This window comes from Pseudomonas sp. St29, assembly GCF_001547915.1.
GTDB lineage: Bacteria > Pseudomonadota > Gammaproteobacteria > Pseudomonadales > Pseudomonadaceae > Aquipseudomonas.
The window spans coordinates 2,507,519-2,534,083 of the sequence record NZ_AP014628.1 but is presented as its reverse complement, the minus strand read 5'-3'; the positions used below and the strand labels follow the sequence as shown (position 1 = coordinate 2,534,083).

At 65.9% G+C, this 26,565-nt stretch carries 23 protein-coding genes and 1 riboswitch; of the genes, 16 read left to right on the top strand and 7 right to left on the bottom strand.

The annotated features are described in order from the left end of the window. The first annotated feature begins 183 nt into the window (after positions 1–183). The 4 genes from PST29_RS11495 to PST29_RS11480 all read left to right on the top strand — a co-directional run bounded on the left by PST29_RS11495 (position 184) and on the right by PST29_RS11480 (position 3,523). Positions 184–966: a hypothetical protein gene (locus tag PST29_RS11495; RefSeq protein ID WP_060843121.1), complete on the top strand. Its 783-nt coding sequence runs from the start codon at positions 184–186 to the stop codon at positions 964–966. Between the two features lie 63 nt (positions 967–1,029). Continuing rightward, positions 1,030–1,806: a helix-turn-helix domain-containing protein gene (locus PST29_RS11490; RefSeq protein WP_060843120.1), complete on the top strand. Its 777-nt coding sequence runs from the start codon at positions 1,030–1,032 to the stop codon at positions 1,804–1,806. Positions 1,807–1,907: 101 nt separating this feature from the next. Beyond that, positions 1,908–2,822, top strand: a complete 915-nt coding sequence (gene yddG / locus PST29_RS11485; RefSeq protein ID WP_060843119.1) for an aromatic amino acid exporter YddG — start codon at positions 1,908–1,910, stop codon at positions 2,820–2,822. A 122-nt stretch (positions 2,823–2,944) separates the two neighbouring features. Then, positions 2,945–3,523, top strand: coding sequence for a hypothetical protein (locus PST29_RS11480; protein WP_060838573.1), 579 nt, complete (start codon positions 2,945–2,947; stop codon positions 3,521–3,523). A 13-nt stretch (positions 3,524–3,536) separates the two neighbouring features. On the opposite strand, the gene PST29_RS11475 is transcribed toward PST29_RS11480, so the two are convergent. The 6 genes from PST29_RS11475 to PST29_RS11450 form a co-directional block, all read right to left on the bottom strand. Further along, a complete protein-coding gene (locus tag PST29_RS11475; protein WP_060843118.1) occupies positions 3,537–4,253 on the bottom strand; it encodes an alpha/beta hydrolase in 717 nt (238 codons plus the stop codon). Between the two features lie 71 nt (positions 4,254–4,324). Further along, complete coding sequence (locus tag PST29_RS11470; protein WP_060843117.1) at positions 4,325–4,714, bottom strand: hypothetical protein; 390 nt, start codon at positions 4,712–4,714, stop codon at positions 4,325–4,327. A 117-nt stretch (positions 4,715–4,831) separates the two neighbouring features. Further along, positions 4,832–5,944 (bottom strand): succinylglutamate desuccinylase/aspartoacylase family protein, encoded by a 1,113-nt coding sequence (locus PST29_RS11465; protein WP_060843116.1) that lies wholly within the window; start codon positions 5,942–5,944, stop codon positions 4,832–4,834. Positions 5,945–6,060: 116 nt separating this feature from the next. Beyond that, on the bottom strand, positions 6,061–6,840 hold the full coding sequence (locus PST29_RS11460; protein ID WP_060838569.1) for an ABC transporter substrate-binding protein: 780 nt from the start codon (positions 6,838–6,840) through the stop codon (positions 6,061–6,063). 361 nt (positions 6,841–7,201) lie between these two features. Next, positions 7,202–7,963: a precorrin-6A synthase (deacetylating) gene (cobF, locus tag PST29_RS11455; protein ID WP_060843115.1), complete on the bottom strand. Its 762-nt coding sequence runs from the start codon at positions 7,961–7,963 to the stop codon at positions 7,202–7,204. A gap of 81 nt (positions 7,964–8,044) precedes the next feature. Next, complete coding sequence (locus tag PST29_RS11450; protein ID WP_060838567.1) at positions 8,045–8,608, bottom strand: histidine phosphatase family protein; 564 nt, start codon at positions 8,606–8,608, stop codon at positions 8,045–8,047. A 212-nt stretch (positions 8,609–8,820) separates the two neighbouring features. Between PST29_RS11450 and PST29_RS11445 the strand changes: the two genes are divergently transcribed. From PST29_RS11445 to PST29_RS11395, 11 genes are all read left to right on the top strand, one after another. Further along, positions 8,821–10,800 (top strand): GGDEF domain-containing phosphodiesterase, encoded by a 1,980-nt coding sequence (locus PST29_RS11445; RefSeq protein ID WP_060843114.1) that lies wholly within the window; start codon positions 8,821–8,823, stop codon positions 10,798–10,800. Between the two features lie 1,353 nt (positions 10,801–12,153). Then, positions 12,154–13,008: a MurR/RpiR family transcriptional regulator gene (locus tag PST29_RS11440; RefSeq protein ID WP_060838565.1), complete on the top strand. Its 855-nt coding sequence runs from the start codon at positions 12,154–12,156 to the stop codon at positions 13,006–13,008. A 2-nt stretch (positions 13,009–13,010) separates the two neighbouring features. Continuing rightward, the gene (locus tag PST29_RS11435) at positions 13,011–13,655 is read left to right on the top strand and encodes an isochorismatase family cysteine hydrolase (protein WP_060838564.1); all 645 of its coding nucleotides are present in this window, start codon (positions 13,011–13,013) and stop codon (positions 13,653–13,655) included. Further along, positions 13,652–15,007 carry a glutamine synthetase family protein gene (locus PST29_RS11430; protein WP_060843113.1) on the top strand — a complete coding sequence of 452 codons (1,356 nt, stop codon included), beginning with the start codon at positions 13,652–13,654 and terminating at the stop codon, positions 15,005–15,007. Before PST29_RS11435 ends, PST29_RS11430 begins: the two co-directional genes overlap by 4 nt. Beyond that, complete coding sequence (locus PST29_RS11425) at positions 14,991–15,743, top strand: N-formylglutamate amidohydrolase (RefSeq protein WP_060843112.1); 753 nt, start codon at positions 14,991–14,993, stop codon at positions 15,741–15,743. Before PST29_RS11430 ends, PST29_RS11425 begins: the two co-directional genes overlap by 17 nt. 184 nt (positions 15,744–15,927) lie before the next feature. Further along, positions 15,928–17,277 carry an APC family permease gene (locus PST29_RS11420; RefSeq protein WP_060838561.1) on the top strand — a complete coding sequence of 450 codons (1,350 nt, stop codon included), beginning with the start codon at positions 15,928–15,930 and terminating at the stop codon, positions 17,275–17,277. A gap of 168 nt (positions 17,278–17,445) precedes the next feature. Next, a complete protein-coding gene (locus PST29_RS11415; RefSeq protein ID WP_060843111.1) occupies positions 17,446–18,462 on the top strand; it encodes an arginine N-succinyltransferase in 1,017 nt (338 codons plus the stop codon). A gap of 49 nt (positions 18,463–18,511) precedes the next feature. After that, positions 18,512–19,552, top strand: a complete 1,041-nt coding sequence (locus PST29_RS11410) for an arginine N-succinyltransferase (RefSeq protein ID WP_060838559.1) — start codon at positions 18,512–18,514, stop codon at positions 19,550–19,552. 54 nt (positions 19,553–19,606) lie between these two features. Then, positions 19,607–19,809, top strand: a riboswitch (cobalamin riboswitch). Between the two features lie 98 nt (positions 19,810–19,907). Then, positions 19,908–21,884 (top strand): TonB-dependent receptor plug domain-containing protein, encoded by a 1,977-nt coding sequence (locus PST29_RS11405; protein WP_082729213.1) that lies wholly within the window; start codon positions 19,908–19,910, stop codon positions 21,882–21,884. 11 nt (positions 21,885–21,895) lie between these two features. Then, positions 21,896–22,648 carry a (2Fe-2S) ferredoxin domain-containing protein gene (locus PST29_RS11400; protein WP_060843109.1) on the top strand — a complete coding sequence of 251 codons (753 nt, stop codon included), beginning with the start codon at positions 21,896–21,898 and terminating at the stop codon, positions 22,646–22,648. Continuing rightward, a complete protein-coding gene (locus PST29_RS11395; protein WP_060843108.1) occupies positions 22,641–23,564 on the top strand; it encodes an ABC transporter substrate-binding protein in 924 nt (307 codons plus the stop codon). The genes PST29_RS11400 and PST29_RS11395 overlap by 8 nt, the downstream gene beginning before the upstream one ends. Positions 23,565–23,731: 167 nt before the next feature. On the opposite strand, the gene PST29_RS11390 is transcribed toward PST29_RS11395, so the two are convergent. After that, positions 23,732–24,814: a diguanylate cyclase gene (locus PST29_RS11390; RefSeq protein ID WP_060838555.1), complete on the bottom strand. Its 1,083-nt coding sequence runs from the start codon at positions 24,812–24,814 to the stop codon at positions 23,732–23,734. Between the two features lie 303 nt (positions 24,815–25,117). Here PST29_RS11390 and hglS point away from each other — a divergent pair, with 303 nt between their 5' ends. Next, complete coding sequence (hglS, locus tag PST29_RS11385) at positions 25,118–26,512, top strand: 2-oxoadipate dioxygenase/decarboxylase HglS (RefSeq protein ID WP_173664405.1); 1,395 nt, start codon at positions 25,118–25,120, stop codon at positions 26,510–26,512. Positions 26,513–26,565 lie beyond the last annotated feature (53 nt).

Here is a 26,565-nt window from a genome sequence, read left to right as displayed (position 1 = left end):
TAAAAAACGCCTTAAACGCCTTAATACTTGTACAAAACCGCATTTAATCGATTCAAAAGCTTTTCGCTGTACAAGAAAAAGCGACGCCGCACTTCACTCCCGACCGCCTCCCTGCCAGCAGATACGCGCCAAATGCCGCGCTGGATGCTAGCGTGGCGCACCGTTCATCCACTGAGTGCACGCATGCTGCTGTTAAAACTGCTGACGGTTCCCGGATTCCTCTGGTTGATCTCTCTGGCGAGCAGGCGCTGGGGACCGAATGTCGCCGGCTGGCTGGCGGGGTTTCCGGTGGTGGTGGGACCGATCCTGCTGTTTCTGGCGCTGGAGCAAGGCACGGCCTTCGCCACCCACGCGGCGGGGGCCGCTCTCTCGGCGTTGCTGGCGATGATCGCCTTCAGCGTCGCCTACACCCATGCCGCACAGCGTCTTTCCTGGCCCGGGGCCCTGGCCGTGGCCACGCTGGTCTGGGCCGTGCTGGCCACAGCCATTACCCAGGTGCCGGCCTCACTGGGCTTGTCCGTGGCCTGCGCCGCCAGCGCCCTGCTCCTGGCGCCGCGCCTGTTTCCCCGGGTGAGCGCTGTGCCCGCCGCCCCCGTGCAGCGCTCCGACAAACTGCCTTACCGGATGCTTGCCGGGGCCTTGCTGACCCTGGCGGTCACCCTGCTGGCCAGCACCGTTGGCGAACGCTGGAGCGGCATGCTCGCGGTGTTTCCGGTGCTCGGCAGCGTGCTGGCGGTGTTCTCCCACCAGAGCCACGGCGTGGCCTTCACCACCGTGCTGTTGCGCTCCTTGACCACCGGCCTGTATTCCTTTGCGGCGTTCTGCCTGGTACTGGCCCTGGCCCTGCCCGCGGTGGGAATGCTCGCCTTTGGATTGGCAGTGGCGGTGTCGATGCTGGTACTGGGTTTGAGCAAGCGCCTGTTGGCGCGAAACACGATCGGTGCCGCCGCTGGGCAACGTCCTTGAACCGTCGATACACGGGCGCAGACGCGCCTGCATGATGGATTTTCAAACGGGTGGAAGAGCGTGATGAGTCGCACAGGCACACTCCAGGTTGCATTGACCCTACGAACCTATTCAGAGCAGGTTGAGCGGCATGACCACGACCATCACCAGATCGTGCTGCCGCAATCAGGCGCCATGGACATAGAGATCGATGGGCGTGGCGGTCGAGTCGACTGGAGCCAGGGCGTGATCATTCCGGCAGGCACCGCGCATGCCTTTTGTGCCAGCTCCACCAACCGCTTCCTGGTGCTGGATCTGCCGCTCGCCTCGGCCGGCACCGACCAGAGCGAAACTGAAAGCATCAAGCGGCTTCAGCAGCCAGGCTTCTTCGCGGTCAGGCCGCCGATTCGCCACCTGCTTGACTACGCCACGCACAGCGAGCCCTTGCTGGTCCGCTCGTCAGAGATGGCGCAGTCCTGGAGCAACTTGCTGATTTCGTCCCTGGTCCAGCCTTATGGCCGTGCACATGACCACGGGTCACTCACCCTGGCCAGGGCCCTGACCCATATCGAAAACAATCTGGACACGCCTCTGACCGCCGCGCAAATAGCCAGGGTTTCAGGCACCAGCGAACGACGCTTGTACACACTGTTCGAGCAGCAGCTGAAAACCACGCCTTTTGCCCATGTCACCCGTCTGCGCCTGGACCTGGCCATGGACCTGTTGCGCGACACTCGACTGTCGATCGCGGACATTGCCCAGCGCGCGGGTTACGCCGACCAGAGCGCCTTGAATCACGCGCTGAAAAAAAACCGCAACCTGACACCGGCAGCGGTCCGAAGGAGCGCCAGCACGTCCTGAAAAGGTGCAGCCTGGAACAGGTATTCGGCAGCCCAAGCCAATACCCGGGCCAGCGCCCTTTTCTATCATCCGCGTTTCGAAATGCGGATCAGGCGGGCCTCATGACACAACCAGCAACCTCGACCCAAACAGCCAGGCCCCACCGGCCTGCCGCCTGGGCAACCGCCATGGGGGTCATTGCGGTTTTTCTGTGGTCCTGCCTGGCCTTGCTCACCACCCTGACGTCAGGCATCCCGCCCTTTGAACTGCTGGCATTGAGCTTTAGCGTGGCATTCCTCGCCAGCCTGCTCATTCTCGGGCTGCGAGGCACCGCCGGATTCCGTGGCTGGCGCCAGCCGTGGAAGGTCTGGGCCACGGGGTTTCTGGGAATCTTTGCCTATCACGCGCTGTACTTCTTTGCCCTCAAGGCCGCGCCCCCGGCCGAGGCCAGCCTGATTGCCTACCTCTGGCCCCTGCTGATGGTCTTGCTGGCCGGTGCCACGGGCGGTCAGCAACTGCGCCCGCGACAACTGCTGGGAGCGCTCCTGGGGCTCGCCGGTACGGCGTTCATCATGCAGCAACGCTCACAGTCCGGCGTGGCCAGCATGCCGATCGCTGGCTATGCGGCCGCCTTGCTCTGTGCCTTGGTCTGGTCGGGTTACTCGGTGATCAATCGACGCTTCAGCAACGTCCCCAGCAGCATCATCGGCGCAATCTGCGGCCTGGTGGCGGTAGCCGGAGCGCTTTGTCACCTGGCGTTCGAAACCATGGTTCAGCCTGACTACGGGCAATGGCTGGCGATCATCGGCCTCGGGCTGGGCCCGGTTGGCCTGGCGTTCTTTGCATGGGATCACGCGACCAAACACGGCAACCTGGCGAGTCTCGGCGCTCTTTCCTATCTCGCCCCGCTGTTTTCCACCCTGTTGCTGATCGTCGCCGGTCAAACCCACGCCAAGCCGATCCTGCTGGTACCGGCGGTCCTCATCATCGCCGGGGCAGTGATTGCCACCTCAAGCCGGCGCACCGGCAGCGCCTGATGCGCGGCATCAGCAACGGCCATCTGAAGAACAACGACTAACGCGCAAAAAACTTGCTGGAGCAGGCCGTGACGACCATGGGATGATGCGCCCCCCCCTGATCCCATGCCCGGAGATTGTGCATGTCATCCTTCGCTAGAAAAGCCCTGGTCCTGGTGTTCGCCGCGGTGGCGGGCTTTGGTGCGCTGAACGCGCTCGCGGCCGGCAAGTCCACGGCCAAGCAGGCGCCCGGGGAAAAGGTCTCGATGCTTGGCGGCAAGCTGGCCTTCACCCTGCCCAAGGGCTTCAGCGCCTCGGCCCTGCCGGCCGGCAGCGAGGCCGATGGCACCGCGGGCGCCAGCGGCACTTTGTATTCCAACGCCACCACCCGCACCGTGGTGATCGCCGCGCAGAACAACATTCCCAATGCGGCCCAGGTCAAGGACAACGACAGCGCCTTTCTCGATGCCGCGGTCAGCAGTTTTCTCTCGCAACAGGCCGCCGCCCTGCCGGACTTCAGCAAGCAGAGTGAAAAGAGCATGACCCTCAAGGGCCTGGGGGTGCGGCAGATCGACAGCACCGCGACCCAGGGCGGCGGCCAGACCCTGAACTCGACCCTGATCGCCGGTTCCGGCTCGCGCATGGCGGTGGTGCAGGTGATTTCCCGGGCCGCCGACAAGGCCGGCCATGCAGCGCTGATGAAGCAGATCCTCGGTCAGTAAAACCCGCTTCGGCTCAGGGGTTGAGCCCCTGCAGCCAAGCCTTGAGGTCTTCGATCTCGGCTTCGCTGATGCTGTGCCCCAATCCCGGGTAGGCATGGAACTGCGGTTGCAGCGAGGCTCCACGGAGCAGGCGATTGGCCTGCTCCCCGTCGCTGTAGGGCAGGCGCCGATCGTCGGTGCCGTGGCCGATGAAGATGCCCAGGCGCTGCAGGTCGGGGCTGTCTTTCACCTGGGCCGCCAGCAGCGGCAGGATCTTCCCGCTCAGGGCGGCAATGCCGCGCACCGACTGCGGATGACGCAGCCCCACTTCATAGGCCATGACCGCGCCCTGGCTGAACCCCACCAGCACCACCTTGTCCGGCTGGGTGTGGTACTTGGCCACCGCGCCGCGGACAAACTGGCCAATCAGCTCGGCGCTGCCGGCCAGCTCCTCGGTCACGCCGTCATAGGCGCCCTGGCCCTTGCGCTGGAACCACTGGTAACTGCCCTGCTCCAGGGTCTGCGGCGCCCTGGCCGAAAGGTAGGTGTAGGTCGTCGGCAGGCGCTCATGCAGGCCGAACAGGTCGGCCTCGTTGCTGCCGTAGCCATGCAGGAAGATCACCAGCGGCTGGTTGCGGGTGTCCGCGGGGGCCTGCTCCAGGTAGCGCAACGGCAGATCGTCGCGCAGCGTCGGTTCGGCGTGGGCCAGGGGCGCGGCCAAGGCGAGCAATAGCGCCAGGTTGCGGATCATGTGCGGCTCCTTGTGCTTGAGGGATGGTCAGAAAATCAGTGCCGGAGCCTAGCATCGCCGGGCCCGCAGGTTCATCTGTCGGACAGCGCCAGCCCCCGCCAGGCCAAAGGCAGCAGCACCAGCACCGCCAGCCCGAACCCCACCTGGGACAGGTAGAAGGTTTCCAGCCACTGGCCGTGGGCCGCCACATAAAAGCTGTTGTGCACGACATCCAGCACGATGATCGCCAGGGTCAGCAGCAACCCCCAGCGCGGGCGCAGCCACAGCAGCAACGCCGCCAGCGGGTCGAAAAAGCTCAGGGAACCCCAGAACGCCCGGCTGGCCAGGGGCGTGTCGACGCCATAGCCATAGTCCCAGAGCAACCCGTGGTCCATTGCGGCGCGCAGGTGATTGAAGGTGGCCGCCAGCAGGCACAGGGTGAACAGCAGGCGGATAGACAGGGACACTCGGGACACGGACACCTCTAGTGCAGGAACCGGCTAGCCGGCGAAGGGCGCGCTGGCGCGTCGAGGACCAACCCACCGCCGCTTTCCCTGGCCAGCCAGTGCCCGCGCCTCGTCGGCCTCGCCCCTGGCGGTTCAGTCGTTGATCAGTTTGCCGGCGCGAATCGCCTCGCGGCCGGCCACCTTGGCCAGCCAGATGCCCGGCTGGGTGTAGCGTCCGCGGTCCAGGGCAAAGAGCACCCCGCTGGTGCCGGCCCGCACGGTGCTGACGGTGTCGTGCAGCGGGTCGACCACTTCGAACAGGGCATCGCCGCGCTCCACCCACTCGCCGGCCTCGCGCAGGAAGCTGACCACGCCATGGTGCGGGGCAAACAGGTACTCGGTGCCTTCGAAGGGCATGCCTTCGCAGCACTGTTGCGGTGCGGCGGGCCAGTCGCCGCTGATCAGGCCCTGTTCGGCGAGAAAGCCGAGGATGGCCTCGGCATTGGCCCGGGCCTGCTCGACCCGGGTGTCGCCCATGCTGCCCAGCTCCAGGGTGGTGGCCAGGTTGGCCGGGGGAATGGCCGCCCGGGGAAAATCCCGAGCCAGGCGCAGCCAGGGCGCGGAACAGGACTCGTCGAAGGAGCTGCCGCCGGAGTCTTCACAGAGCAGCGCCACCCCGGCCTTGAGCCGCGCCGCCAGGGACTGCCACTGCGGCCAGTGCTGGGGCAAGGCGTAGAGGTGGATCGCCGCTTCGAAATCGCAGTGCAGATCCAGGGTGATATCGGCGTCACAGGCATGGCGCAGCAGCAATCGGTGCAAGGCCTCCAGTTGCGAGGCCGGCGGCGGCAGTTCGTCCAGCACCTGGAGCATGGCGCCGCGGATCAAGGCGATATTGGCGCTGGCATCGCTGCCCAGCTGCTTGCCGATCAGGTCGCCCACCGGGCCGCTGAGCTCGACGAAGGCGCGGTTGAAGTTCTTGCCGCTGCCCAGTTCGAAACGCCCCAGGTGGCTGCCCTGCACCTGCTGATCCAGGCCGATGGGGTTGGCCACCGGCACCAGCTCGATCACCCCCTCAAGGCGGCCCTGGCGTTCCAGCTCGGCCAGACGCTGCTTGAGCTCCCAGGCGGTGCGCATGCCCGGCAATTCATCGGCGTGCAGGCTGGCCTGGATGTACACCTTGCGCGTGCCGCTGCCAAAGCGGAACACGCTGAGCTGGCGCTGGGTGCCCAGGTGGCCCCAGGGCAGGGAATGGTCGATGCGTTGCATGCTGGCTCCAGGGTTCAAGAAAAAGCGCGGTGCAGAATAAAACAGTGGCGCAGAAAAAAGGTGGCGACCGAGTTGCGGCCGCCACCTTTTTTTACCTCATGTATCGAGCCGACGGCTTACTCGCCGTAGACGTCGAAATCGAAGTACTTGTCTTGCACTTGCTTGTACTTGCCGTTGGCGCGGATCTCGGTGATGGCGCTGTTGAATTTCTCCGCCAGCTCCTTGTCGCCCTTGCGCACGGCTATGCCGGCACCGCCACCGAAGTACTTCGGATCGTTGTACTCGGGACCGACGAAGGCGAAGCCCTTGCCGGCGTCGGTTTTCAGGAAGCCGTCATTGAGGTTGACCGAGTCGGCCAGCAGCGCGTCGACACGACCGGAAACCATGTCCAGGTTGGCTTCCTGCTGGGAGCCGTAGCGCACCAGGTCGATGCCCGCCGGCACCAGCACTTCGGTGGCGAAGCGGTCGTGGGTACTGGCACGCAGCACGCCGACTTTCTTGCCCTTGAGCTCGGTCAGCGGGTCCTTGATGGCGGTGCCAGCCTTCATCACGAAGCGCGCCGGGGTGTGGTAGTACTTGATGGTGAAATCGACGTTCTTCTTGCGGTCGTCGGTGATGGTCATGGACGACAGGATGGCGTCGATCTTCTTCACCTTCAGCGCCGGGATCAGGCCATCGAACTCCTGCTCGACCCAGGTGCATTTGACTTTCATCTGCTCGCACAGGGCGTCGCCCAGGTCCACGTCGAAACCGGTGAGCTTGCCGTCGGGGGTCTTCATCGAGAACGGCGGGTAGCCGGCTTCGATGCCGATACGGATCGGCTTGGCCTCGTCGGCCGAAGCGGTGAAGGAAAACAGCGACAGTGCCAGGGCACCAAACAGCGCAAACTTGTTCATTTATAACTCCAGGAGACGGAGACTTTTATTGGCTGGTTTCGATTATGGGCAAATCGAAGTGGCCAGCAGTCTAGAGCGGCTCTGAAGCGGCAAATTGTGTTTATGCGACAAATACTTACAAAAACCCTGCGCTTGCGTCCGCGTGCCTCTGCCAGCGCCCCGACACCGTGCATTTTCGTTGAACAACCCGACATTCGCCGCACAACGGTGCATGTTCACCGCCACATCCCGCCGTCGAAGCAGGCGCGATGAGCGCACGCCACGGCCCTTCGCCGGCAACGCTGGGCACCGCTCGCTGTAGCGGTCGGCGGCTTGGCGGCTTGGCGGCTTGGCGGCCCAGGATGCGCTGCCAGGCCAGCGGCTAGGGCTCCGGTTTACGCAGCAGGTAGGTGTCCATGATCCAGCCATGCGTCTCCCGCGCCTGGCGCCGGACCCGCTGGATCTGGTCGGCGACCTCGTCGAGCCGCCCGGAAATGAGGATCTCGTCCGCGGTGCCCAGGTAGGCACCCCAGTAGATGTCCAGATCCTGATTGCGCAGTTGGCAATAGGCATCCTCGGCATCCAGCATCACCACCCGGCTGTCGGCCGTTCCGGCCTGCCCCGCCGCCAGACGGCGGCCGGTGGTGATTTCCAGCGAACAGCCGATGCGGTTGAGCGGCACCTTGTGCTGGGCGGCCAGGGCCTGGACGCTGGTGATGCCGGGGATCACCTGATAGTCGAACTGCGCCGCGCCACTGGCCAGGATCTGCTCCAGGATACGCAAGGTGCTGTCATACAGCCCGGGATCGCCCCAGACCAGGAAGGCCCCGGTCTGCCCCGGTTCCAGTTCCTCGTTGATCAGGCGTTCGAAGATCCGCTGCTTGTCACGGTTCAGCGCCTGCACGCTGGCCGGGTAGTCCACGTCGCCACGCTGACGCTCCGGCGTCTGCGCCTCGACGAAGCGATAAGGGCGCTCGGTGAGGTAGCGTTGGCACAGCTCGCGGCGCAGATCGAGCAGTGAATCCTTGCTCGGGCCCTTGTCCATCAGAAACACCAGGTCGCAGCGGTTCAGCGCCTTGATCGCCTGGATGGTGATGAAATCGGGGTTGCCGGCACCGATGCCGATGACCAGAAGGGTTTTCATGGGGTCGGGTTCTCGCTGTTGAGCCTGGGGACAGTATGGGCGGTGCGGCGCGACCGAGAAATGCGCCGCCGGGCCCGGTGCTCAGTCACGGCCATCCAGGCGCAGGCGCCAGCGCCCGGCGTGGCTCAGGTCGAGGCGGCCCAAAGGCTCGATGTCCAGCAGGTTGAAACTGCTCAGGGGCGCCTGCAGCACCTGGAGCATGGCGGCGCGGATCACCATGGGATGGGTCACTGCCAGCCAGTGCCCGGGTTGCTGGGCCATCTGCTCCAGCCACTGCGCCACGCGCCGGCACAATTGGACCCGCGATTCTCCCCCCGGCGGCGCGCACTGCGGGTCTTCGAGCCAGGCCTGCAAGGCCTGGGGCTCTCGCGCTTGCAATTCGGCAAGGCGCAGCCCCTGCCAGGCGCCGAAACCACAGTCGCGCAAGGCCTCCTGCACCTGCGGCGCGGCGCTGAACAACGCAGCGGTCTGCCGGGTGCGCTGCTCCGGTCCGCAGAGCACCCGCAGCCCGGGCTTGAAGGCTGCCGCCCGACTCAGGGCCTGGGCCTGCCAGTCGATGTCCAGGGCTTCGTCCAGGGGCAGGCGCGCCTGCTTCTGGGCGGCGGTACGGGCATGGCAGATCAGGGTCAGGCGGGTGGCCGGCAATGGGGCGATCTCGACACAGGACAAGCGGGGCTGAAACGGGGTTGTAGCACGATGACCGGGGAAAAAACCAACGGCGAACACTGGAAAGCTCTCATAAAAATCAAGAATAAACTCCCCCCAAAAAAAGAATCAGCTGATAGGCCACCCAGGCACCGCAATCTTATCCTCCAGCCCTCCTCCACGTTTCGATCCAACCAGGCACCTAGACAACCATGCACAGCGGTATCTGGGAGCACCTCTCCCTCGACCTGGCGCTCAACACGTCGCTCCTGCCGATCATCCTCCTGCAATACGTGGCCATGGTAGGGATCTTCAGCACCCTGCTGATGCTGCGCGAGGACGCCCAGCGCCTGATCCAGTCGAAGAAAGTGCTGCTGGGGTCGATCCTCGGTGCCAGCAACGTCGCGTTGATCGCCCTGGCCTCGCAGTTCATGCAAGCCCCGATGAAAGTGTTCCTGAGCAACGACATGCTGTTTCTTGCCGGCTTGCTGGGCGGCTGGTGGGGCGGCCTGACCTGCCTGGCACTGGTGGCGCTGGCGCGCTTCTGGATTGCCGGCGCCGAACTGTTTGCCGAAGCCCTGTTCAGTTTCAGCATGATGACCCTGGGCGGCGTGCTGCTGCATCGCTGGTTCGAGTCGCGCAACCTGCGGTCCCTGCGCCTCAAGGACATGACCCCGGTGGTGCTGATGCGGATCGGCGCGGCCATTGTGCCGATACAGCTGATCGACTGGTTCGGCAGCGTCGATTCCGCCGTCACCGCACAGTTGCTGTCCCTGCGCATCAGTTCGACCCTGCTCTCCCTGCCGCTGATCATCCTGATCCTCGCCATGCTGCGCCGCGAGACCCGCTACCAGCAGGCGCAGCAGCGTCTGCTGCAACAGGCGCTGACCGATTCGACCACGCAACTGCCCAATCGCCGGGCCCTGAGCATCTACCTGGAACGACTGCTGCAGCGCAACGGGCACAGGCTCGGGCAGCACACCCTGCTGGTGATCAAGATCGGCAACCTCAAGGATCTGGTGGCCATCCACGGTCACGACTGGACCGATCAGTTGCTGGTCGGCCTGGCGCAGCAGTTCAGGGACGGAGCGGCCCGGCATGTCCTGCAGGCCGCCACCGAGCCCAGCCCCTTCATGTTTTCCGACCTGAGCCTGGCCCTGGCCCTGCCGGACTGCTCCATCCACCAGGTCGAGGAGTCGGCGCTGCTGGCCACCCTGCAGATGACCCTGCAGGCCAGCCTGCCCGGCGACGGCGGGCTGTCGCCCACACTGCAGTTCTGCGTGATCGATGCCTGCGCCGGCGGCAGCCCCAACATCACCTTGCGCAACATCAGCCTGGCGCTGGAGGACAGCCGCCAGCCGGTGCGCTACCTGCACCAGTCGCTGATCGAACAGGCCCAGAACAACGAACGCATCCGCCAGCAACTGCTGGAATGGGTCCGCTCCAACCACCCGCCTCTGCACTACCAGCCGAAGTTCTGCCTGAGCCGGCGCACGGTGATCGGCGCCGAAGCGCTGCTGCGGGCCCGGGATGAAAAGGGTGAGAGCATTTCCCCGCTGCTGATTCTGGAGGTGATCCGCCATCACGACCTGCTGCATGCCTTCGAATGGGCGACCATCGAAACGGTGATCCGCGATGCCCGGCGCTACATCGACGCCGGCTTGCCGGGGCCCCTGGCGGTGAACGTCTCGGCCTCGACCCTGAGCGATGCCAACTTTGCCGTGCTGCTGATACGGCGCCTCAAGGAGAGCGGCCTGCCCGGCCACCGCCTGGCCCTGGAACTGACCGAAAACACCCTGCTGCAGGACACCCGCCAAGTGGCCCACAACATGCTCCTGCTCAAGGACCACGGCGTGACCCTGTCCCTGGACGACTTTGGCACCGGCTATTCGGCGCTGAGCATTCTGGCCAAATACCCCTTTGCGGAAGTGAAGATCGACCACTCGATGATCTCGCTGCTGCATTACGAACGGATGCGCACCGCGGTCACCATCGCCCAGGAAAGCGCCCGCCTGTACCAGGCGACGCTGACCGCCGAAGGGGTCGAGACCCAGGAGCAGATCGATATTTTGCGGAGCATTGGCATTGGCTGTGCCCAGGGGTATTTCTTCTCGCCGGCGGTGCCTCTGGAGCAATTGATTGAACTGGGGATCGAGTGTGAGCGCGGGCAGGGTGAAAGGTGGGGGCAGTGATGGGGGGGTGCCTTTTGCGCTGGTGGGATCGGGGGGCATATCCGTTGCTGCGGGTGCGGCCACCTGGGGGGCGCTCTTTTAGCTAGTGGGACGGGGTACATATCCGTTGCTGCGGGTGCGGCTACTTAGGGTTTCGCTCTTACAGCGAGTGGGACGGGGTGCATATCCGTTGCTGCGGTTACGGCCGCTTAGGGTTTCGCTCTTACAGCGAGTGGGACGGGGTACATATCCGTTGCTGCGGTCACGGCCGCTTAGGGTTTCGCTCTTACAGCGAGTGGGACGGGGTACATATCCGTTGCTGCGGTCACGGCCGCTTAGGGTTTCGCTCTTACAGCGAGTGGGACGGGGTACATATCCGTTGCTGCGGTCACGGCCGCTTAGGGTTTCGCTCTTACAGCGAGTCACTTTGAAACCCGGAATGCCGGCCAGCCCAAAGTAACCAAAGGCTCCTGCCCCTCCACTCGGTGCCTCGCATAGCGAGGCATGCCCGAACGAAGGCATCGTGTCTAAAGGGGCAGGAAGATCAAAAGCCAGATCAAAAACAAAAACAAAATCTGAATGCGGCCTGCCGGCCAACCTGTTTCATCGCCGTTCGCATTACATGTAGCCGCTGCCGCAGGCTGCGAACGGCTCCGTAGGAGACGCTAAACCTGCATACCCACTGTTCCTGAACCACCGCGCCGCCTGGTTTTGCGAGCGCTAGCGCTCGTTCGCAGCCTGCGGCAGCGGCTACAGGGAACCAGCCTGCGCACCTGGGTTTTGGCGTTGGCCTTTGATCTTGATCTTGATCTTCCGGCCCCTTCCCAGCAGGCCGAGCGTAGGCGTTGCGTAGGGGGCAGCTCGGCATGGATGCCGAGCTAGCCGCCACCCGGCCATGGATGGCCGGTTGGCGGCGGGCCCCCGGAGCAATGCCGGAGCTCGGGCACCCCGAGCCTCAGCGAGGGGCCGTATGGAGGGGCAAGACTTTTTGCTTACTTTTGTGTCGTTTGACAAAAGTGAGTCGCCGTAAGGGCGAAACCCTAAGTGGCCGCACCCGCAGCAACGGATATGTACCCCGTGGCACAGCCCCCAAAAGACGAAACCACCAGCAGCCACACCCTCAGCAACGGATATACCCCCATCCCACCCACTGCAAGAGCGCCCCCTACCCCTACCCCTACCCCTACCCCTACCCCTACCCCTACCCCTGCCCCTGCCCCTGCCCCTGCCCCTGCCCCCCTGCCCCCAAACCCCGCCCCATTTCAGGGCATTTTGCTATCAAGCAACTTTTCACTAGACATGTAGCGTCTATTACATAAATATCAATTTCACCTTTTCATGAAATAAAACCGACATCACGTTCCAAGGCACCCGATGCCCTCTCTCAAAGACCTGATCACCGACTCGGCCCTCGACCTGACGCCCGCGGAGCGCAAGGTGGTGCGTGCACTGCTCGACCACTACCCGCGCAACGGCCTGGGGCCGATGTCGCGCCTGGCGGAACACGCCGGGGTCAGTGACCCGACCATAGTGCGGCTGGTGAAGAAGCTCGGTTTCAGCGGCTACGGCGAGTTCCAGGAAGCCCTGCTCAGTGACATGGACGACCGCCTGCGGTCCCCTAGCACCCTGCTCCGCCCCCGGGCGCAAGTGGCCCAGGGCGACACCTGGGGCCGCTACCTGGCGGACAGCCAGCGCGCCCTGCAGGACACCCAGGCCCTGACCCAGCCCGAAGACGTGCGCGTCCTCGTGGACTGGCTGCAGGACAGCCGCCACGCGGTGTACTGCTTCGGTGGACGCTTCAGCAGCTTCCTCGCCCACTACCTGCTCAACCACCTGCGCCTGATGCGCCCCGGCTGCCTGTTGCTGGAAGACAATGCGCAACTGCCGGACCGTCTGTTCGATATCCAGCGCCAGGACCTGGTGCTGCTGTTCGACTACCGCCGCTATCAGTCCCAGGCCCTGCGGGTGGCCAGCGCGGCCAAGGCGCGCCATGCCCGGGTGGTGCTGTTCACCGACATCTATGCCTCGCCGCTGCGCGAGCTGGCCGACCTGATCATCAGCGCCCCGGTGGAGTCCCTGTCGCCATTCGACACCCTGGTGCCGGCGCTGGCCCAGGTCGAGGCGCTGATCGCCTGCCTGACCCCGCGCAGCGCCCATCTTGATCAACGCCTGGAGGGCATCGATGCCCTGCGGGCGCAATTCGATACCCATGTGCTGGAGGAAAAATAAGGATGTTCAGCCTGCCCCACCGTTCGCCCCGGGACCTGCCCTTCGTTGTCGATCACACCGCCCTGCTGCTGGTGGACATGCAGCGGGCGTGGCTGGAGCCGCAGTTCGACCCGCACTTGCAGGAGCCCGAAGGCCAAGCCTTTTTGCAGCGCGCCCGGCAACAGGTGATTCCCAACCAGCAACGCCTCCTGGCCGCGGTACGCGAAGCGCGGCAGAACGTGCTGCACACCCTTATCGAAAGCCTGACCGCCGACGGCCGTGACCGCTCCCTGGATCACAAGCTGTCGAACATGCACCTGCCCAAGGGCAGCCCCCAGGCGGCAATCATCGACGAGCTGACGCCGGTGGAAAACGAGATTGTCCTGCCCAAGACCTCCTCCGGGGTGTTCAACTCCACCAACATCGACTACGTGCTGCGCAACCTGGAAACCCGCCACCTGATCGTCGCCGGGATCGTCACCGATCAGTGCGTGGACATGGCGGTGCGCGACGCCGCCGACCGCGGCTACCTGGTGACCCTGGTGGAAGACGCCTGCGCCACCTACAGCGACGCCCGGCACCAGGCCTGCCTCAACGCGATCAAGGGCTACTGCTGGATCACCGACACCGACACCGTGCTCGGCCGCCTGCGGGAGATCCGCGGATGAGCCGCGGCCAGGGCATCGAGGCCCTGACGCCCGTGGCCATGACCAGCATCGTCACCACCGACCTGATCGGCGTCACCCGGGGCCGTTCCTTTCCCAGCGACGAGCTGGAGCGCTACCGCCTCGGCGGCTGCGGCTGGGTGCCGGCCAACAGCGCGCTGACGCCCCAGGACCTGATCGCCGAGGACAACCCCTGGGGCGCCTACGGCGACCTGCGGCTGATTCCCGACCTGGACAGCCGGGTCACTGTCGGTGCCGGACCGGATGCCACGGCCGCGCCCCTGGACTTCATTCACGCCGACATCTGCGAGACCGATGGCCGCCCCTGGGCCGCCTGCCCGCGCACCCTGCTGCGCAACGAGGTGGCACGTTACCGTGAACTGGGCATCCAGATCACCGCCGCCTTCGAGCACGAGTTCAACCTCGACAGCGGCATCGCTCAGCGCGAGCACCTGGCCTTCTCCCTGGAGGCCCAGCGCCAGGGCGCGGCCTTCGGTGGCTGGCTGCTGTCGGCATTGCGGGCGGCCGGGGTCGAGCCGGAAATGTTCCTCCCCGAATACGGCAAGCAGCAATACGAGATCACCTGCCGCCCGACCCAGGGCCTGGCCGCCGCCGACCGCGCGGTGAACGTGCGCGAGATCACCCGGGAAATCGCCCGGCAGTTGGGGCAGCGGGTCAGCTTCGCCCCCAAGACCGCCGCCGACGCGGTGTGCAACGGCGTGCACCTGCACCTGAGCCTGCAGGACCTGGACGGCACCCCGCTGCTCTACGATCCCCAGGCGGTCAGCGGCGACGACCTGTCGCGGCTGGGCCAGCACTGGGCCGCCGGGGTGCTCAAGCACCTGCCGGCACTGTGCGCCTTTACCGCGCCGACGCCCCTGTCCTACGAGCGCCTGCAGCCCCATCACTGGAGCGCCTCCTACGCTTGCCTGGGCCTGCGCAACCGCGAAGCCTCACTGCGTATCTGCCCCACCGTGGACATCGGCGGCAAGCCACTGGCGCCGCAGTACAACCTGGAATTCCGTGCCCTGGACGCCACCGCCTCGCCACATCTGGCCATGGCGGTGATCCTGATCGCCGGACGCCTGGGCATTGAACAGAAGCTGGCGCTGAACGCGGTGACCGACAAGGTCCCCGATGAGCTGAGCGCCGAACAGCGCCTGGCCAGCGGCATCGTGCCCCTGCCGGGCAGCCTGCCCCAGGCCCTGAATTACCTGCGCAGCAACACGGAGTTGCTGCAGGCTCTGCCGGAACCGCTGCTGAGCACCTACTTCGCCGTCAAACAAAAGGAAGTGTCCCTGACCGAGCACCTGACCGCTGCCGAACTCTGTGAGCACTATGGACACCTGTACTAAATCCGCCGAGCACGGTTTCTACACCGAGCCGGCCTACCGCCTGCTGCGGGAAGACTCCGAGCATCCGCTGATCCTGGTGTGCGAGCACGCCAGCCACTACATTCCACCGCCCCTGCATGACCTGGGCCTGGACAAGGTGGCGGCCCGCGAGCACATCGCCTGGGACCCGGGCGCCCTGGAACTGGCCCAGAGCCTGTCCCAGGCCCTGGGCGCGACCCTGATCGCGGCCAACTATTCGCGCCTGCTGATCGACCTCAACCGGCCGCGCCACGCCCCCGACAGCATCCCGCTGCAGAGCGAGATCTATCAGGTGCCGGGCAACCAGCACCTGGACGAGGCGACCCGCGAATACCGCCGCCAGCAGCTGTTCACGCCGTTTCACCAGCGTCTGCAGCGCATCATCGACCGGCGCCTGGCCGCCGGCCGCGAAGTACGGGTGGTGGGGATCCACAGCTTCACGCCGATCTACTACAGCCAGCCACGCGCGCTGGAAGTCGGCGTGCTGTATGGCAGTGCCACCGCCTACGCCGCGCGAATACTGGAAGGTTTGTGGACCCTGCCGATAAAGGTGGCGGGCAACCAGCCTTATGAAATCGACCCCTTGAGCGACATGACCGTGCCGGTGCACGGTGATGCCCGGGGCCTGGAATCGGTGCTGATCGAGGTGCGCAACGATCTGCTGCGCAGCCCCGAGGCCGTGCAGTGCTGGAGCGACCGCCTGGCACCGCTGCTGTAACCCGGATAGCAAGAGGATTGAACGCGACCAAGACCGTTTGCCGGACGGCAACGACAACAAGAAAACAAGCTGTGGTGTGTCTTTAACCCTGCCAGGTTCAAACACAGTCCGGCGCACGAGGTGTCCATGACGACCCTCGGCGCCGACTTCGTCCACTTACATTGGCTACAAGGAGAACCGCTTCATGGAGATTGAAGAATTCGGCTACAAACAGGAACTCAAGCGCGGGCTGAGCCTGCGTGACCTGGTGGTCTACGGGATGATTTTCATGATCCCGATCGCCCCGTTCGGGGTCTACGGCTACGTCAACCAGGAAGCCCCGGGCATGGTGCCCCTGGCGTACATCATCGGCATGGTGGCGATGGTCTTCACCGCCCTGAGCTACGGCGCCATGGCCCGCGCCTTTCCCATTGCCGGCTCGGTGTATTCCTACGCCCAGCGTGGCCTCAACCCGCATGTCGGCTTTCTCGCCGGCTGGCTGATGCTGCTGGACTACCTGCTGATCCCGCCGCTGCTCTACGTCTACGCCGCCATGGCGCTCAACCACCTGTACCCGGAAGTGCCCAAGGTCGGCTTCATCCTGGCGTTCCTGGTCAGCGCCACCTTCGTCAACCTGCGGGGCATCACCTTCACCGCGCGGATGAACATCCTGTTCCTGCTGGCGCAGCTGGTGGTCCTGGGGATCTTCCTGTTCTACGCCTGGAACGCCCTGCACGGGGGTGCCGGCAATGGCCAACTGACCCTGGCGCCGCTGTACAGCCCGGACCACTTCCACTTCGGCATGCTGATGCAGGGCGTGTCGATCGCGGTGCTGTCGTTCCTCGGCTTCGACGCCATCTCGACGCTCGCCGAAGAGGTCAAGGGCGATCCCGGCCGCAGCGTCGGTCGCGCCGCGCTGATCACCCTGGTGGTGATGGGCGCGATCTTCGTGGTGCAGACCTGGATCGCCACGGACCTGGCCGCCGGCATGGGCTTCAAGTCCGCCGACACCGCCTTCTACGAGATCGCCGAACTGGCCGCCGGCAGCTGGCTGGCGACCCTCACCGGGGTGGCCACGGCGCTGGCCTGGGGCGTGGCGGTGGCCATCACCTCGCAAGCCGCGGTGTCGCGCCTGCTGTTCGGCATGGCGCGGGACGGCAAGCTGCCCAAGGTGCTGGCCAAGGTGCACCCGAAACACAACACCCCGCACATCAGCATCTACCTGGTGGCGGTGCTGTCGCTGCTGATCTGCTACCTGTTCATCAACTCGGTGGACACCCTGACGTCGCTGGTCAACTTCGGCGCCCTGAGTGGCTTCATGCTGCTGCACATCACGGTGATCAACTTCTACTGGCGCCGGCAGAAGTCCGGCCAGGTGATCCGCCACCTGATCTGCCCGGTGATCGGCTTCGTGATCGTCTGCGCCATCATGTACAACATGGGCGTGGACGCGCAGAAACTCGGCGCCATCTGGATCCTCGCCGGGCTGGTCTACCTGTTCCTTTTGAACAAGCTGGGCAGCGCCGCGGCCCTGCCCGATCCGCTCAAGCCATAAGCCCCCAGCGCGGCGCCGGATGGCGTCGCGCGCCCCCGAGAGCCGCCGTCAAGAGCGGCCCGGGGACCGGCCGCCGGATGCCGCGGCCGTGCAACTGCGTGGTCATCGACAGTGATGTCTGGCCGATGTTCGCCCCGGGCGAACGGCCCTTGATACAGGAGTACACCCATGCTGGCCTTGCGTCCGGTGGCGTTATCCGATCTGCCTCAATTGCTGCGTCTGGCCGGCGCACGCCTGCTGGGCGTGACTTCGCTGGTGGATGACGAAACCTGCCTGCGGGAGAAGATCCTCGACTCCCTGGCGTCCTTCGCCAAGGTCGAGGCCCGCCAGGGTCCGGAAAACTACTTTCTAGTGCTCGAGGACCAGGACAGCGGCCAACTGCACGGCTGCTCGGACATCCTCGCCACCGCCGGCTTTGCCACGCCCTTCTACAGCCTGCGCAACCGCCCCTTCATCAGCAGCTCGCGAGAGCTGAACATCGAACACGCCGTGCCGACCCTGTCGCTGTGCCAGGACCTCAGTGAACAGACCCTGCTGCGCAGCTTCCATGTCGATCCGGCGCTGGCAGGCACGCCCCAGGCGCAACTGACCTCCCGCGCGCGCCTGTTGTTCATCGCCGCGCATCCCTGGCGCTTTGCCGACAGTTGCATCAGCGAGATCGTCGGCTACAGCGACGCCGCCGGCCAATCGCCCTTCTGGGCAGCGGTGGGCCAGCACTTCTTCGACCTGCCCTATGTCGAGGCCGAACGCCTGTGCGCCTTGCAGGGCCGCGGCTTTCTCGCCGAACTCATGCCCCAGTATCCGCTGTACATCCCGATGCTGCCGCAGCCGGCCCAGGACTGCATCGGACGCATTCACCCAGCAGCCCGGGAGGCCTGCGACATCCTCGTCGACGAAGGCTTCGCGCCCACCCAGTACGTCGACCTGTTCGATGCCGGCCCGACCCTGCAGGCCCGCAACAACCAGCTACGTTCGATCATTCAGAGCTGGGTCGCGATCAGTTACCTGAGCCCGCAGAGCGGCCAGGGCCGCTACTGGCTGCTGAGCAACGACCGGCTGCAGGGCTTTCGCGCGATTGTCGTGCCCCTCGACGAAGCCCCGGGCGACGTGGTCGGCCTGGATCACTCGATGTTCCAGGCCCTGCAATTGACACCGGGCGAGCCGGTGCGCGGGGTGGCGTTATGAGCCGGCCCCGGTTTTACCGCTGCCCCCGGCAGCGCCAAGGAGCGGTGCCATGATCGTCCGTCCGGTGCGTGTCAGCGATCTGCAGGCGCTGCTGAAGCTGCTGCAGGGCAGCTGTCGCGAGTTGAACAACCTCTCCACCGATCCCGAGCGCCTGGCTCATCGGCTGCGCTGGGCCCAGCGCACCTTCGCCAACCAGGTGGAACGGGCCGATGCCGACTACCTGTTCGTGCTCGAGGACGACGACCAGCAAGTGATCGGCGTCTGTGCCCTGAGCGGCGCCATCGGCCTGCGCGAGCCCAGCTACAACTACCGGCTGGGCATCACCCGCGGCCGCGCCCCGGAGCTGGGCATCGACAAAGAGATTCCGACCCTGTTCCTGTGCAACGAGATGACCGGGCAATCCCTGCTCTGCTCGCTGTACCTGCGCCACGACCAGCGCCAGGGCTACACCGGGCGCCTGCTGTCCACCGCGCGCCTGCTGTTCGTCGCCGAATACCCGCAGCTGTTCGGCGACAAACTGGTGGCCGAGCTGCGGGGCCAGCTCGACAGCCAGGGCCGTTCGCCGTTCTGGGACAGCCTGGGGCGGCACTTCTTCAAGATGGACTTCCAGCAGGCCAATCGCCTGTCCAGCCAGGGCGGCAAGTCCTTCATCTCCGAACTCATGCCGCGCCAGCCGCTGTACACCTGCCTGCTCAGCCCCGACGCCCAGGCCGCCATCGGCCAGGCCCACCACAGCACCGAACAGGCGGTGAGCATCCTGCGGGACGAAGGCTTCAACCATCAGGGCTGCATCGACATCTTCGACGGCGGGCCGCTGATCGAGGCCGAGGTGACGAAGATCCGCAGCGTGCGTGAAAGCCAGACCCTGCCCCTGCTGGTGGGCACTCCGGACGCGCAGGCGCCGATGTGGCTGATCCACAACCGGCGCCTGGAGAACTGCCGCATCACCGCCGCTCCCGGGCGCCTGGTGTCCGGTTGCCTGCTGGTGGACCGCCTGACCGCCAAGCGCCTGCAATTGCAGCCCGGCGACACCGTCAGGGCGGTGCAAGCTGCAAGCTCCAAGCGGCAAGCTCCAAGCAACAGCTTCTAGATCGCAGCTTTTATCTTGCAGCTTGCCGCTTGGAGCTCGCCGCTTTGCTGCGTAACATGCCGTCCAGTTTCAGGTGCCTCATGCCGCCGTGCATGAGGTGAAACGGGAAACCGGTGCGCCCCTTCAGGGCTAGTCCGGTGCTGCCCCCGCAACGGTAAGCGAGTGCTGCATTCAACACGCCACTGTACCCAAGGTATGGGAAGGCGAATGCCGCCACACTCGTCAGCCCGGAGACCGGCCTGAAACCTGTGTTTGGCAATCCTGCGGTGGGCGGGCATGGGCCGGTAAGGTCGCGTGCCCGTGGCCGATACCTTCTCCTGCGTGCTTCCCGAAGACACTTTCGAGAAGACCAAGAATGACAACACCTGACACCTTCCGCGTGCGCCCCTTGGCCACGCGTCGCCGCACGCCATGCGGCGCCTTGCTCGGCTGCCTGTTCAGCCCCCTGCTGCTGGCGGACGACACGCCGCTGACACTGGAGCCGCAGTCGATTTCTGCCCCTTCGGTGGAGTCCACCGCCGTGGCTGAAATGGCCCGCTATGGCAGCAAGCTGGAGATCATCGATCGCCAGCAGATCGAACGCGCCGGCCCCAGCAGCGACATCACACGGGTCCTGCAGATGTACGTGCCCGGGCTATACGTGGCGCCCAAGAATGGCCCGTTCGACTACGGCACCTATTCCCTGCTGGGGGGGCGCAACGACGACACCCTGATCCTGCTGGACGGCGTGCGCCTGAACAACCGCCTGTACGGCGGCCTGTACCTGGACACCTTGCCGGCCAACGCCATCGAGCGCATCGAGGTGCTCAAGGGCGGCCAGAGCCTGCTGTTCGGCACCCAGGCGGTGTCCGGGGTGATCAACATCGTCACCCGCAGCCCGCAGACCCGCGACGTCTCCGGCGAGGTCAACCTGGGCCTGGACAGCTTCATGGGCAGAAGCGGCGATGCCCGCGCCGAACGCATCGTCAGCAACGGCCTGGGCGACCTGGGCCTCTTGGCCTATGTCAGCCACAACGTCTCCGACGGCTACCAGCCATTTCGCAACAGCGCCTACAGCCCCAGCACCCGGGACAAGAAACGCGGCTATGAACTGACCACCTTCGGCGCCAAGGCGATCCAGGGCTTTGCCGACGACTCGCGGCTGGAGCTGTTCTACCAGTACAGCGACGCCAACCTGGATTTCGCCCGCCCGCTGAACAACAAGAAGACCACCAACGACCGCATCCAGCAGATCGCCACCGCGACCTTCGAGCAGCGCCTGGACCAGCGCTTCAGCTACTTCGTCAAGGGCCATGTCAACGACTGGGACACCCGCTACACCCGCATCAACAGCACCACCAGCGGCGCCACTCAGGTGATCAACCACAACGACTACTGGGGCTTCACCGACTGGGGTCTGCAGGCCGAGGGCAAGGCCGAACTGGACGGCGGCCATGTGCTGGTGTTCGGCAGCGACAACCAGTGGTTCAAGGGCCAGGACGACGTGCTCAAGATCGACGACAACAGCGCCCAGGCCAACGCCCTCTACGCCCAGTTGCGCCCGGTCGTGGCAACCCTGCCCGACTGGCACCCGAGCATCGGCGTGCGGCACGAGAAGATCAGCGGCGGCGAAAGCGCCACGGTGGGCATGCTCACCTCGCTGTATGACCTCTCGCCCCACTGGCAACTGCGCGGCCAGTTCGGCAGTGCCTTCAAGCTGCCCAACGCCGAGCAACTGTTCGCCAATGAGGAGGATGAAAAGGGCAACCGCCAGCTCAAGCCGGAAAAGAGCGTGAATGCCGAGCTGGGCCTGGACTACAAGGGCAGCCTGCTGGCCGCCGACTTCAACGCCAGCGGCACGCTGTTCCAGCGCAAGATCGACGACCTGATCGCCCTCGACGGTATCGACTGGGTCAATGGCGACGGACGGATCAAGGTCCGCGGCATCGAGGTCGATGGGCGCTGGCAGTTCAGCCCGCAATGGACCCTCTCGGCGGACATGACCCGCAACCTGGTGCAGTCGCGCAACGGCGTGACCCTGAGCAACATCCCCGGCTTCTTTGCCCGCTCGCGGCTGGGCTTCGAGTCCCTGGACCGTATGTGGGGCGTGGGCGGGGCAATCCGCTACATCGGCCAGATCGACAGCCCGAAGCAGATCGACTACGGCCACTACTCGGTGGTCGACGCCGATGCCTATCGCTACCTCGACCCGGCCCAGCAGCATCGCCTGAGCCTGCTGGTGGAAAACCTCTTCGACCGCGACTACAGCACCAGCATCGCCAGCAACAACCCGCGGGTGGATAACCTGGGGCGCCCCTTGACCACCGAGCTGCGCTACACCTACCGCTTCTGAGGACGACGACCATGCACAAGGATTATCAACGCGTGCTGTTCGTCGGCCCCGGCCTGAACAGCGGGGCCCTGGGCGAGGCGTTTCGCCGCGAGCTTACGCTGCTGCGGGGCATTGACGCCGGCACCCGGGTGATCGACACCCTGGACGGCTTCGACAGCCTCTGGGCCGCCATCGACGAGCCCTTGCACGAGAACGGCGCGGCGCTGCTGGTGGTGGACCTGGAGCCCAGCTCCGACAGCGCCTACCTGGATTGGCTGCGCGACGAACTGGGGCGCCTGGCCCGCGCCCACCCGCAAGCGCCGCAACTGTGGGTCACCGCCCAGGCCCTGGGCCGCCGCGGCCTGGACGCGGCCCTGGCCTGCGCCAGCATCGACCAGCGCGAGCGCCATCTGCCCTGTGACAAGGTCAACGCGGTGCCCAGCGACCCGGACTGGTCGCGGGTGCCGCCCCATGCCCGCCAGGTATTCCTCTGCACCGGCCCGCGCTGCGTGCGGCGCGGCGCCCTGGCGTTATGGAAAACCCTGCGCCGAGAACTGCTGCGCCTGGAGCACATGGAGACACCCGGTGGCGTGCTGCTGACCCGTACCGCCTGCCAGTTCCCCTGCAACCTGGGGCCAGTGTTGACGGTGCACCCGGATGGCTGCTGGTACCGGGTCGCCGACGACGCCCAGGTGCTGCGCCTGGTGCAGGAACACCTACTGGCAGGGGCGCCGGTGGCGGACCTGCTGATTCCCTCGCCTTACGCAGGCGCGACAGATGCCTAGAACGACCACCATCGCCCCGCTGCTCAGCCTCCTGCTCGGTCTGGCCGGCACGCCAGCCCTGGCGACCCCCTATGAAAACTGCGGCCAGCGCTGGGAGATCGCCGCGCCGCCCCAACGCATCGTCGCCCTCAACCAGCACAGCGCCGACCTGCTGCTGGCCCTGGGCGCCAGGCCGTCGCTGATCGGCGTGGCCTACCTGGACGACGATGCCGGCGCCGACGGGCACTACCACGGCGTACCGGTGATCGCCCGGCAGTACCCGTCGGCGGAGGTGCTCTACAGCCTCAAGCCCGACCTGGTGGTGGGCGGCTTTGCCTCGGCGTTCCCCGAGTCCTTCAGTTCCCGACAGCGCCTGGGTGCTATCGGCGTGGCCAGCTACCTGCTGGAGTCGGCCTGCGCCGAGCACAACGAGGACTACTTCGGGCATATCCGTCACGACCTGCTGACCCTGGGCCGGCTGTTGCGCCAGGACGCCCGGGCCGCGCAACTGATCGCCGAGCAGCAGGCCGACCTCGACGCGGCGGCGGCCCTGTATCAGGGGCGCGACGGGCCTGCGGTGTTCTACCTCGACAGCGAGGTCAACGGCCTGGCCAGCCAGGGGCGGCGCGGTTTTGTCGGGGTATTGCTGCAGGCCGCCGGCGCGCGCAACAGCTTCGCTGCCATCGACCGCCCGCGCCTGACGGTCGACAGCGAAACCCTGCTGAGCAACGACCCGGACGTGCTGCTCCTGGCGGACGCCCTGTGGTCACCGGCCACGCGCAAACGCCAGCTGCTGCAGCGTGACCCGGTGCTGTCGCGGCTGCGGGCGGTGCGCGAGGACCGGCTGATCGACATCCCCTTCAGCCAACTGGTGCCGGGCATCGCCAGCGGCCGCAGCGCCCTGGAGCTGGCCCGGCGCCTGCACCCCGTTCCGTAGGCGCCGACTTGCCGGCGAAGCGAGCACCGCCAACCCCGCGACGCGCCACCCGACGCCTTCGCGGGCAAGCCCGCTCCTACAAGCCGGCTTGCCGGCGAACGGAACAGCGCCAATCACACGGCTTGCCTGCCGACGCTTTCGCCGGCAAGCCCGACAAGAGGCAGGTATTACAGAGGATTCAACACCCTGCGCGATGGCTGTTCCGGCCGATGGCAGTTGACGTTGTTGCGACCGCCGCTCTTGGCCACGTACAAGGCCTGATCGGCATCGTTGAGCCAGTCCATGGCTTCGCCATGCCCGGGACTGAAGGCCGCCAGGCCAATGCTCAGGCTGACCTGCAAGGCCGGGCTCTGTTCATCCCCCAGGCTCGCAAAACGTCCGCGCAAGGCCTCCATCCGTTCGGCGGCCTGCTCCAGGGGCACATCCGGGAGGATCACGCAGAACTCATCGCCGCCATAACGCCCGGCCTGATCGCTGGCCCGCAGGTTCTGCCTGAGGATCTTGCTCAACTGGCGCAGCACCCCATCCCCGGCCACATGGCCGTAGGTGTCGTTGATGGCCTTGAAGTGATCGATGTCGATCAGGGCGATGGCGCCGCCGCGCCCCTGGCGCGTGCAGCGCTGGAACTCGATTTCCAGCTGGTCCTTCCAGGCCCCGTGATTGAGCAGCCCGGTCAGGCTGTCGGTGCGACTCAGGGCCAGCAGCTCGCGCTTGTGCCGCCCCAGGGTAGCCGCCTGGCGGTAGCAGATGTAACCCAGGGTCATGGGGTACAGGGTCAGCATCGGCAGACAGGCGTACAGCTGCAGCGGCGTGGTCTGGGCGACGAAGGACAGGCCGAACAGCCACAGGCCCAGGCCAACGCCCAGGGCCTGGGCCAGGCTGCCGGCGAGAAAGAAGCGCACCCCGCCCAGGGCGATGTTGTTCATCGCCATCATCCCCAGGGTGGTGGCCAGCGGCAGCGGATTGAAGTGCATGGCCGCGACCCAGAACCCGCCGAGCAAGGAGTCCACCAGCAGGTTGCGGTACTCGGCGCGAAACGGCACCCGCGACCAGCGCGCCCACTGATAGGCCAGGTGCGGCCAGACCAAGGCGTTGCACAGCATCAGCCCCCAGACCCAGGGCGCCGGTTGCAGCGGCCACATCCCGGCGGCCACGCACAGCAAGCCCAGGCTCAGGCCCAGAATCCGCGATTTATACAGCCTCCTGGCCAATGACAGTCCCTTTCCTCTGGTGTACTGCGCAGGGGCCAAGTTGCCTCCGTCCAGCGATGGGAAAGATGCGCGAGCGATAGCGGCGGGATCGACCGGTGCAAGTCTAGCCACGCGGTTCCAAAACGCCATCAGTGTACACAGCCTGCCCGCTCCGGTCGGGCCCGCTGAGCGGGAATCTGCCCGCCCGCCCCGACAGGCGCTGCGAGCCAGCGGCCCCATGCATTCGTTTGCAGAATGAAGTTCAGAGGAAACTTCGTTTGTCAGCCCCGGCACCGGCCAGCAGAATCGAGGCCGATCCGTACCTCTCTCGCTTCGATATCCACTGCCACGGGAACCCTGTCCATGAGCAACCAGCGCTTCGTCAGTCCTGACCTGATCCGCCAGGGATTTTCCCGGGCGATGTCGGATATGTACCGCGAGGAGGTGCCGCTCTACGGCGCCCTGATGGCCCTGGTGGCCCAGGTCAATGCCCAGGTCCTGGAGCAGCAACCGGCGCTTGCCCAACACCTGCAGCGCAGCGGCGAACTGCAGCGCCTGGACCTGGAGCGCCACGGCGCGATCCGCGTCGGCACCGCCGCCGAACTGGCGACCCTGGCCCGGCTGTTCGCGGTGATGGGCATGCAGCCGGTGGGCTACTACGACCTGACCCCGGCCGGGGTGCCGGTGCATTCCACGGCCTTTCGCGCGGTGCATGAACAGGCCCTGCAGGTCAGCCCGTTCCGGGTCTTCACCTCGCTGCTGCGCCTGGAACTGATCGACAACCCCGAACTGCGAGGCTTTGCCCAACAGGTGCTGGCCCAGCGCCAGATCTTCACCCCCAAGGTGCTGGAGCTGATTGAACAGGCCCAGGCCGAAGGCGGACTGGATGAAGACGACGCCCAGCGCTTCATCCAGGAAGCCCTGGAAACCTTCCGCTGGCACCACCACGCCACGGTGACCGCCGCCCAGTACGCCAGCCTCAGCGCCCAGCACCGGCTGATCGCCGACGTGGTGGCGTTCAAGGGCCCGCACATCAATCACCTGACCCCACGCACCCTGGACATCGATGAAGTGCAACGGCTGATGCCCGCGCACGGCATCACCCCCAAGGCGGTGATCGAGGGCCCGCCGCGCCGGGACTGCCCGATCCTGCTGCGCCAGACCAGTTTCAAGGCCCTGGAGGAACCCGTGGCCTTCAGCGACCAGGCCGACACCCAGGGCAGCCACAGCGCGCGTTTTGGCGAGATCGAACAGCGCGGCGCGGCGCTGACTCCCAAGGGCCGCGAGCTCTACGACCGCCTGCTGAACGCCGCCCGCGACGCCCTTGGCGACTTCCCCAACGAAGCCAACGCCCAGCGCTACAACCAGCTGATGCAAGAGCACTTCAGGGCGTTTCCCGACAGCCACCCGGCCATGCGCGAACAGGGCCTGGCGTACTTTCGCTACTTCGTCAGCGAAGCCGGGCTCGCGGCCCGCGCCGAGCCCCAGCGCCCCACCACCCTGCCGGCCCTGCTGGCAGCCGGCCACCTGGGCTTCGAGCCCCTGGTCTATGAGGATTTCCTGCCGGTGAGCGCCGCCGGGATCTTCCAGTCCAACCTGGGTGACGACAGCCAGAGCCACTACGCCGAGCACTCCAACCGCCAGGCCTTTGAAAACGCCCTGGGCCGCGCCACCCTCGACGAGCTGCAGCTGTATGCCCAGACCCAGCAGCGCTCCCTGGAGCAGTGCGCCGCCACCCTCGGCCTGCCGACGCTGTAAACCGCGCCCGGCATCGACCCAGGGGCCGATGCCGCCCTCCTCACTGCGCGTTC

Coding starts and splice junctions, on each gene's coding strand:
- PST29_RS11495 (WP_060843121.1), top strand. CDS start 184: ATGCTGCTGTTAAAACTGCTGACGGTTCCCGGATTCCTCTGGTTGATC.
- PST29_RS11490 (WP_060843120.1), top strand. CDS start 1,030: ATGAGTCGCACAGGCACACTCCAGGTTGCATTGACCCTACGAACCTAT.
- yddG (WP_060843119.1), top strand. CDS start 1,908: ATGACACAACCAGCAACCTCGACCCAAACAGCCAGGCCCCACCGGCCT.
- PST29_RS11480 (WP_060838573.1), top strand. CDS start 2,945: ATGTCATCCTTCGCTAGAAAAGCCCTGGTCCTGGTGTTCGCCGCGGTG.
- PST29_RS11475 (WP_060843118.1), bottom strand. CDS start 4,253: ATGATCCGCAACCTGGCGCTATTGCTCGCCTTGGCCGCGCCCCTGGCC.
- PST29_RS11465 (WP_060843116.1), bottom strand. CDS start 5,944: ATGCAACGCATCGACCATTCCCTGCCCTGGGGCCACCTGGGCACCCAG.
- PST29_RS11460 (WP_060838569.1), bottom strand. CDS start 6,840: ATGAACAAGTTTGCGCTGTTTGGTGCCCTGGCACTGTCGCTGTTTTCC.
- cobF (WP_060843115.1), bottom strand. CDS start 7,963: ATGAAAACCCTTCTGGTCATCGGCATCGGTGCCGGCAACCCCGATTTC.
- PST29_RS11445 (WP_060843114.1), top strand. CDS start 8,821: ATGCACAGCGGTATCTGGGAGCACCTCTCCCTCGACCTGGCGCTCAAC.
- PST29_RS11440 (WP_060838565.1), top strand. CDS start 12,154: ATGCCCTCTCTCAAAGACCTGATCACCGACTCGGCCCTCGACCTGACG.
- PST29_RS11435 (WP_060838564.1), top strand. CDS start 13,011: ATGTTCAGCCTGCCCCACCGTTCGCCCCGGGACCTGCCCTTCGTTGTC.
- PST29_RS11430 (WP_060843113.1), top strand. CDS start 13,652: ATGAGCCGCGGCCAGGGCATCGAGGCCCTGACGCCCGTGGCCATGACC.
- PST29_RS11425 (WP_060843112.1), top strand. CDS start 14,991: ATGGACACCTGTACTAAATCCGCCGAGCACGGTTTCTACACCGAGCCG.
- PST29_RS11420 (WP_060838561.1), top strand. CDS start 15,928: ATGGAGATTGAAGAATTCGGCTACAAACAGGAACTCAAGCGCGGGCTG.
- PST29_RS11415 (WP_060843111.1), top strand. CDS start 17,446: ATGCTGGCCTTGCGTCCGGTGGCGTTATCCGATCTGCCTCAATTGCTG.
- PST29_RS11410 (WP_060838559.1), top strand. CDS start 18,512: ATGATCGTCCGTCCGGTGCGTGTCAGCGATCTGCAGGCGCTGCTGAAG.
- PST29_RS11405 (WP_082729213.1), top strand. CDS start 19,908: ATGACAACACCTGACACCTTCCGCGTGCGCCCCTTGGCCACGCGTCGC.
- PST29_RS11400 (WP_060843109.1), top strand. CDS start 21,896: ATGCACAAGGATTATCAACGCGTGCTGTTCGTCGGCCCCGGCCTGAAC.
- PST29_RS11395 (WP_060843108.1), top strand. CDS start 22,641: ATGCCTAGAACGACCACCATCGCCCCGCTGCTCAGCCTCCTGCTCGGT.
- hglS (WP_173664405.1), top strand. CDS start 25,118: ATGAGCAACCAGCGCTTCGTCAGTCCTGACCTGATCCGCCAGGGATTT.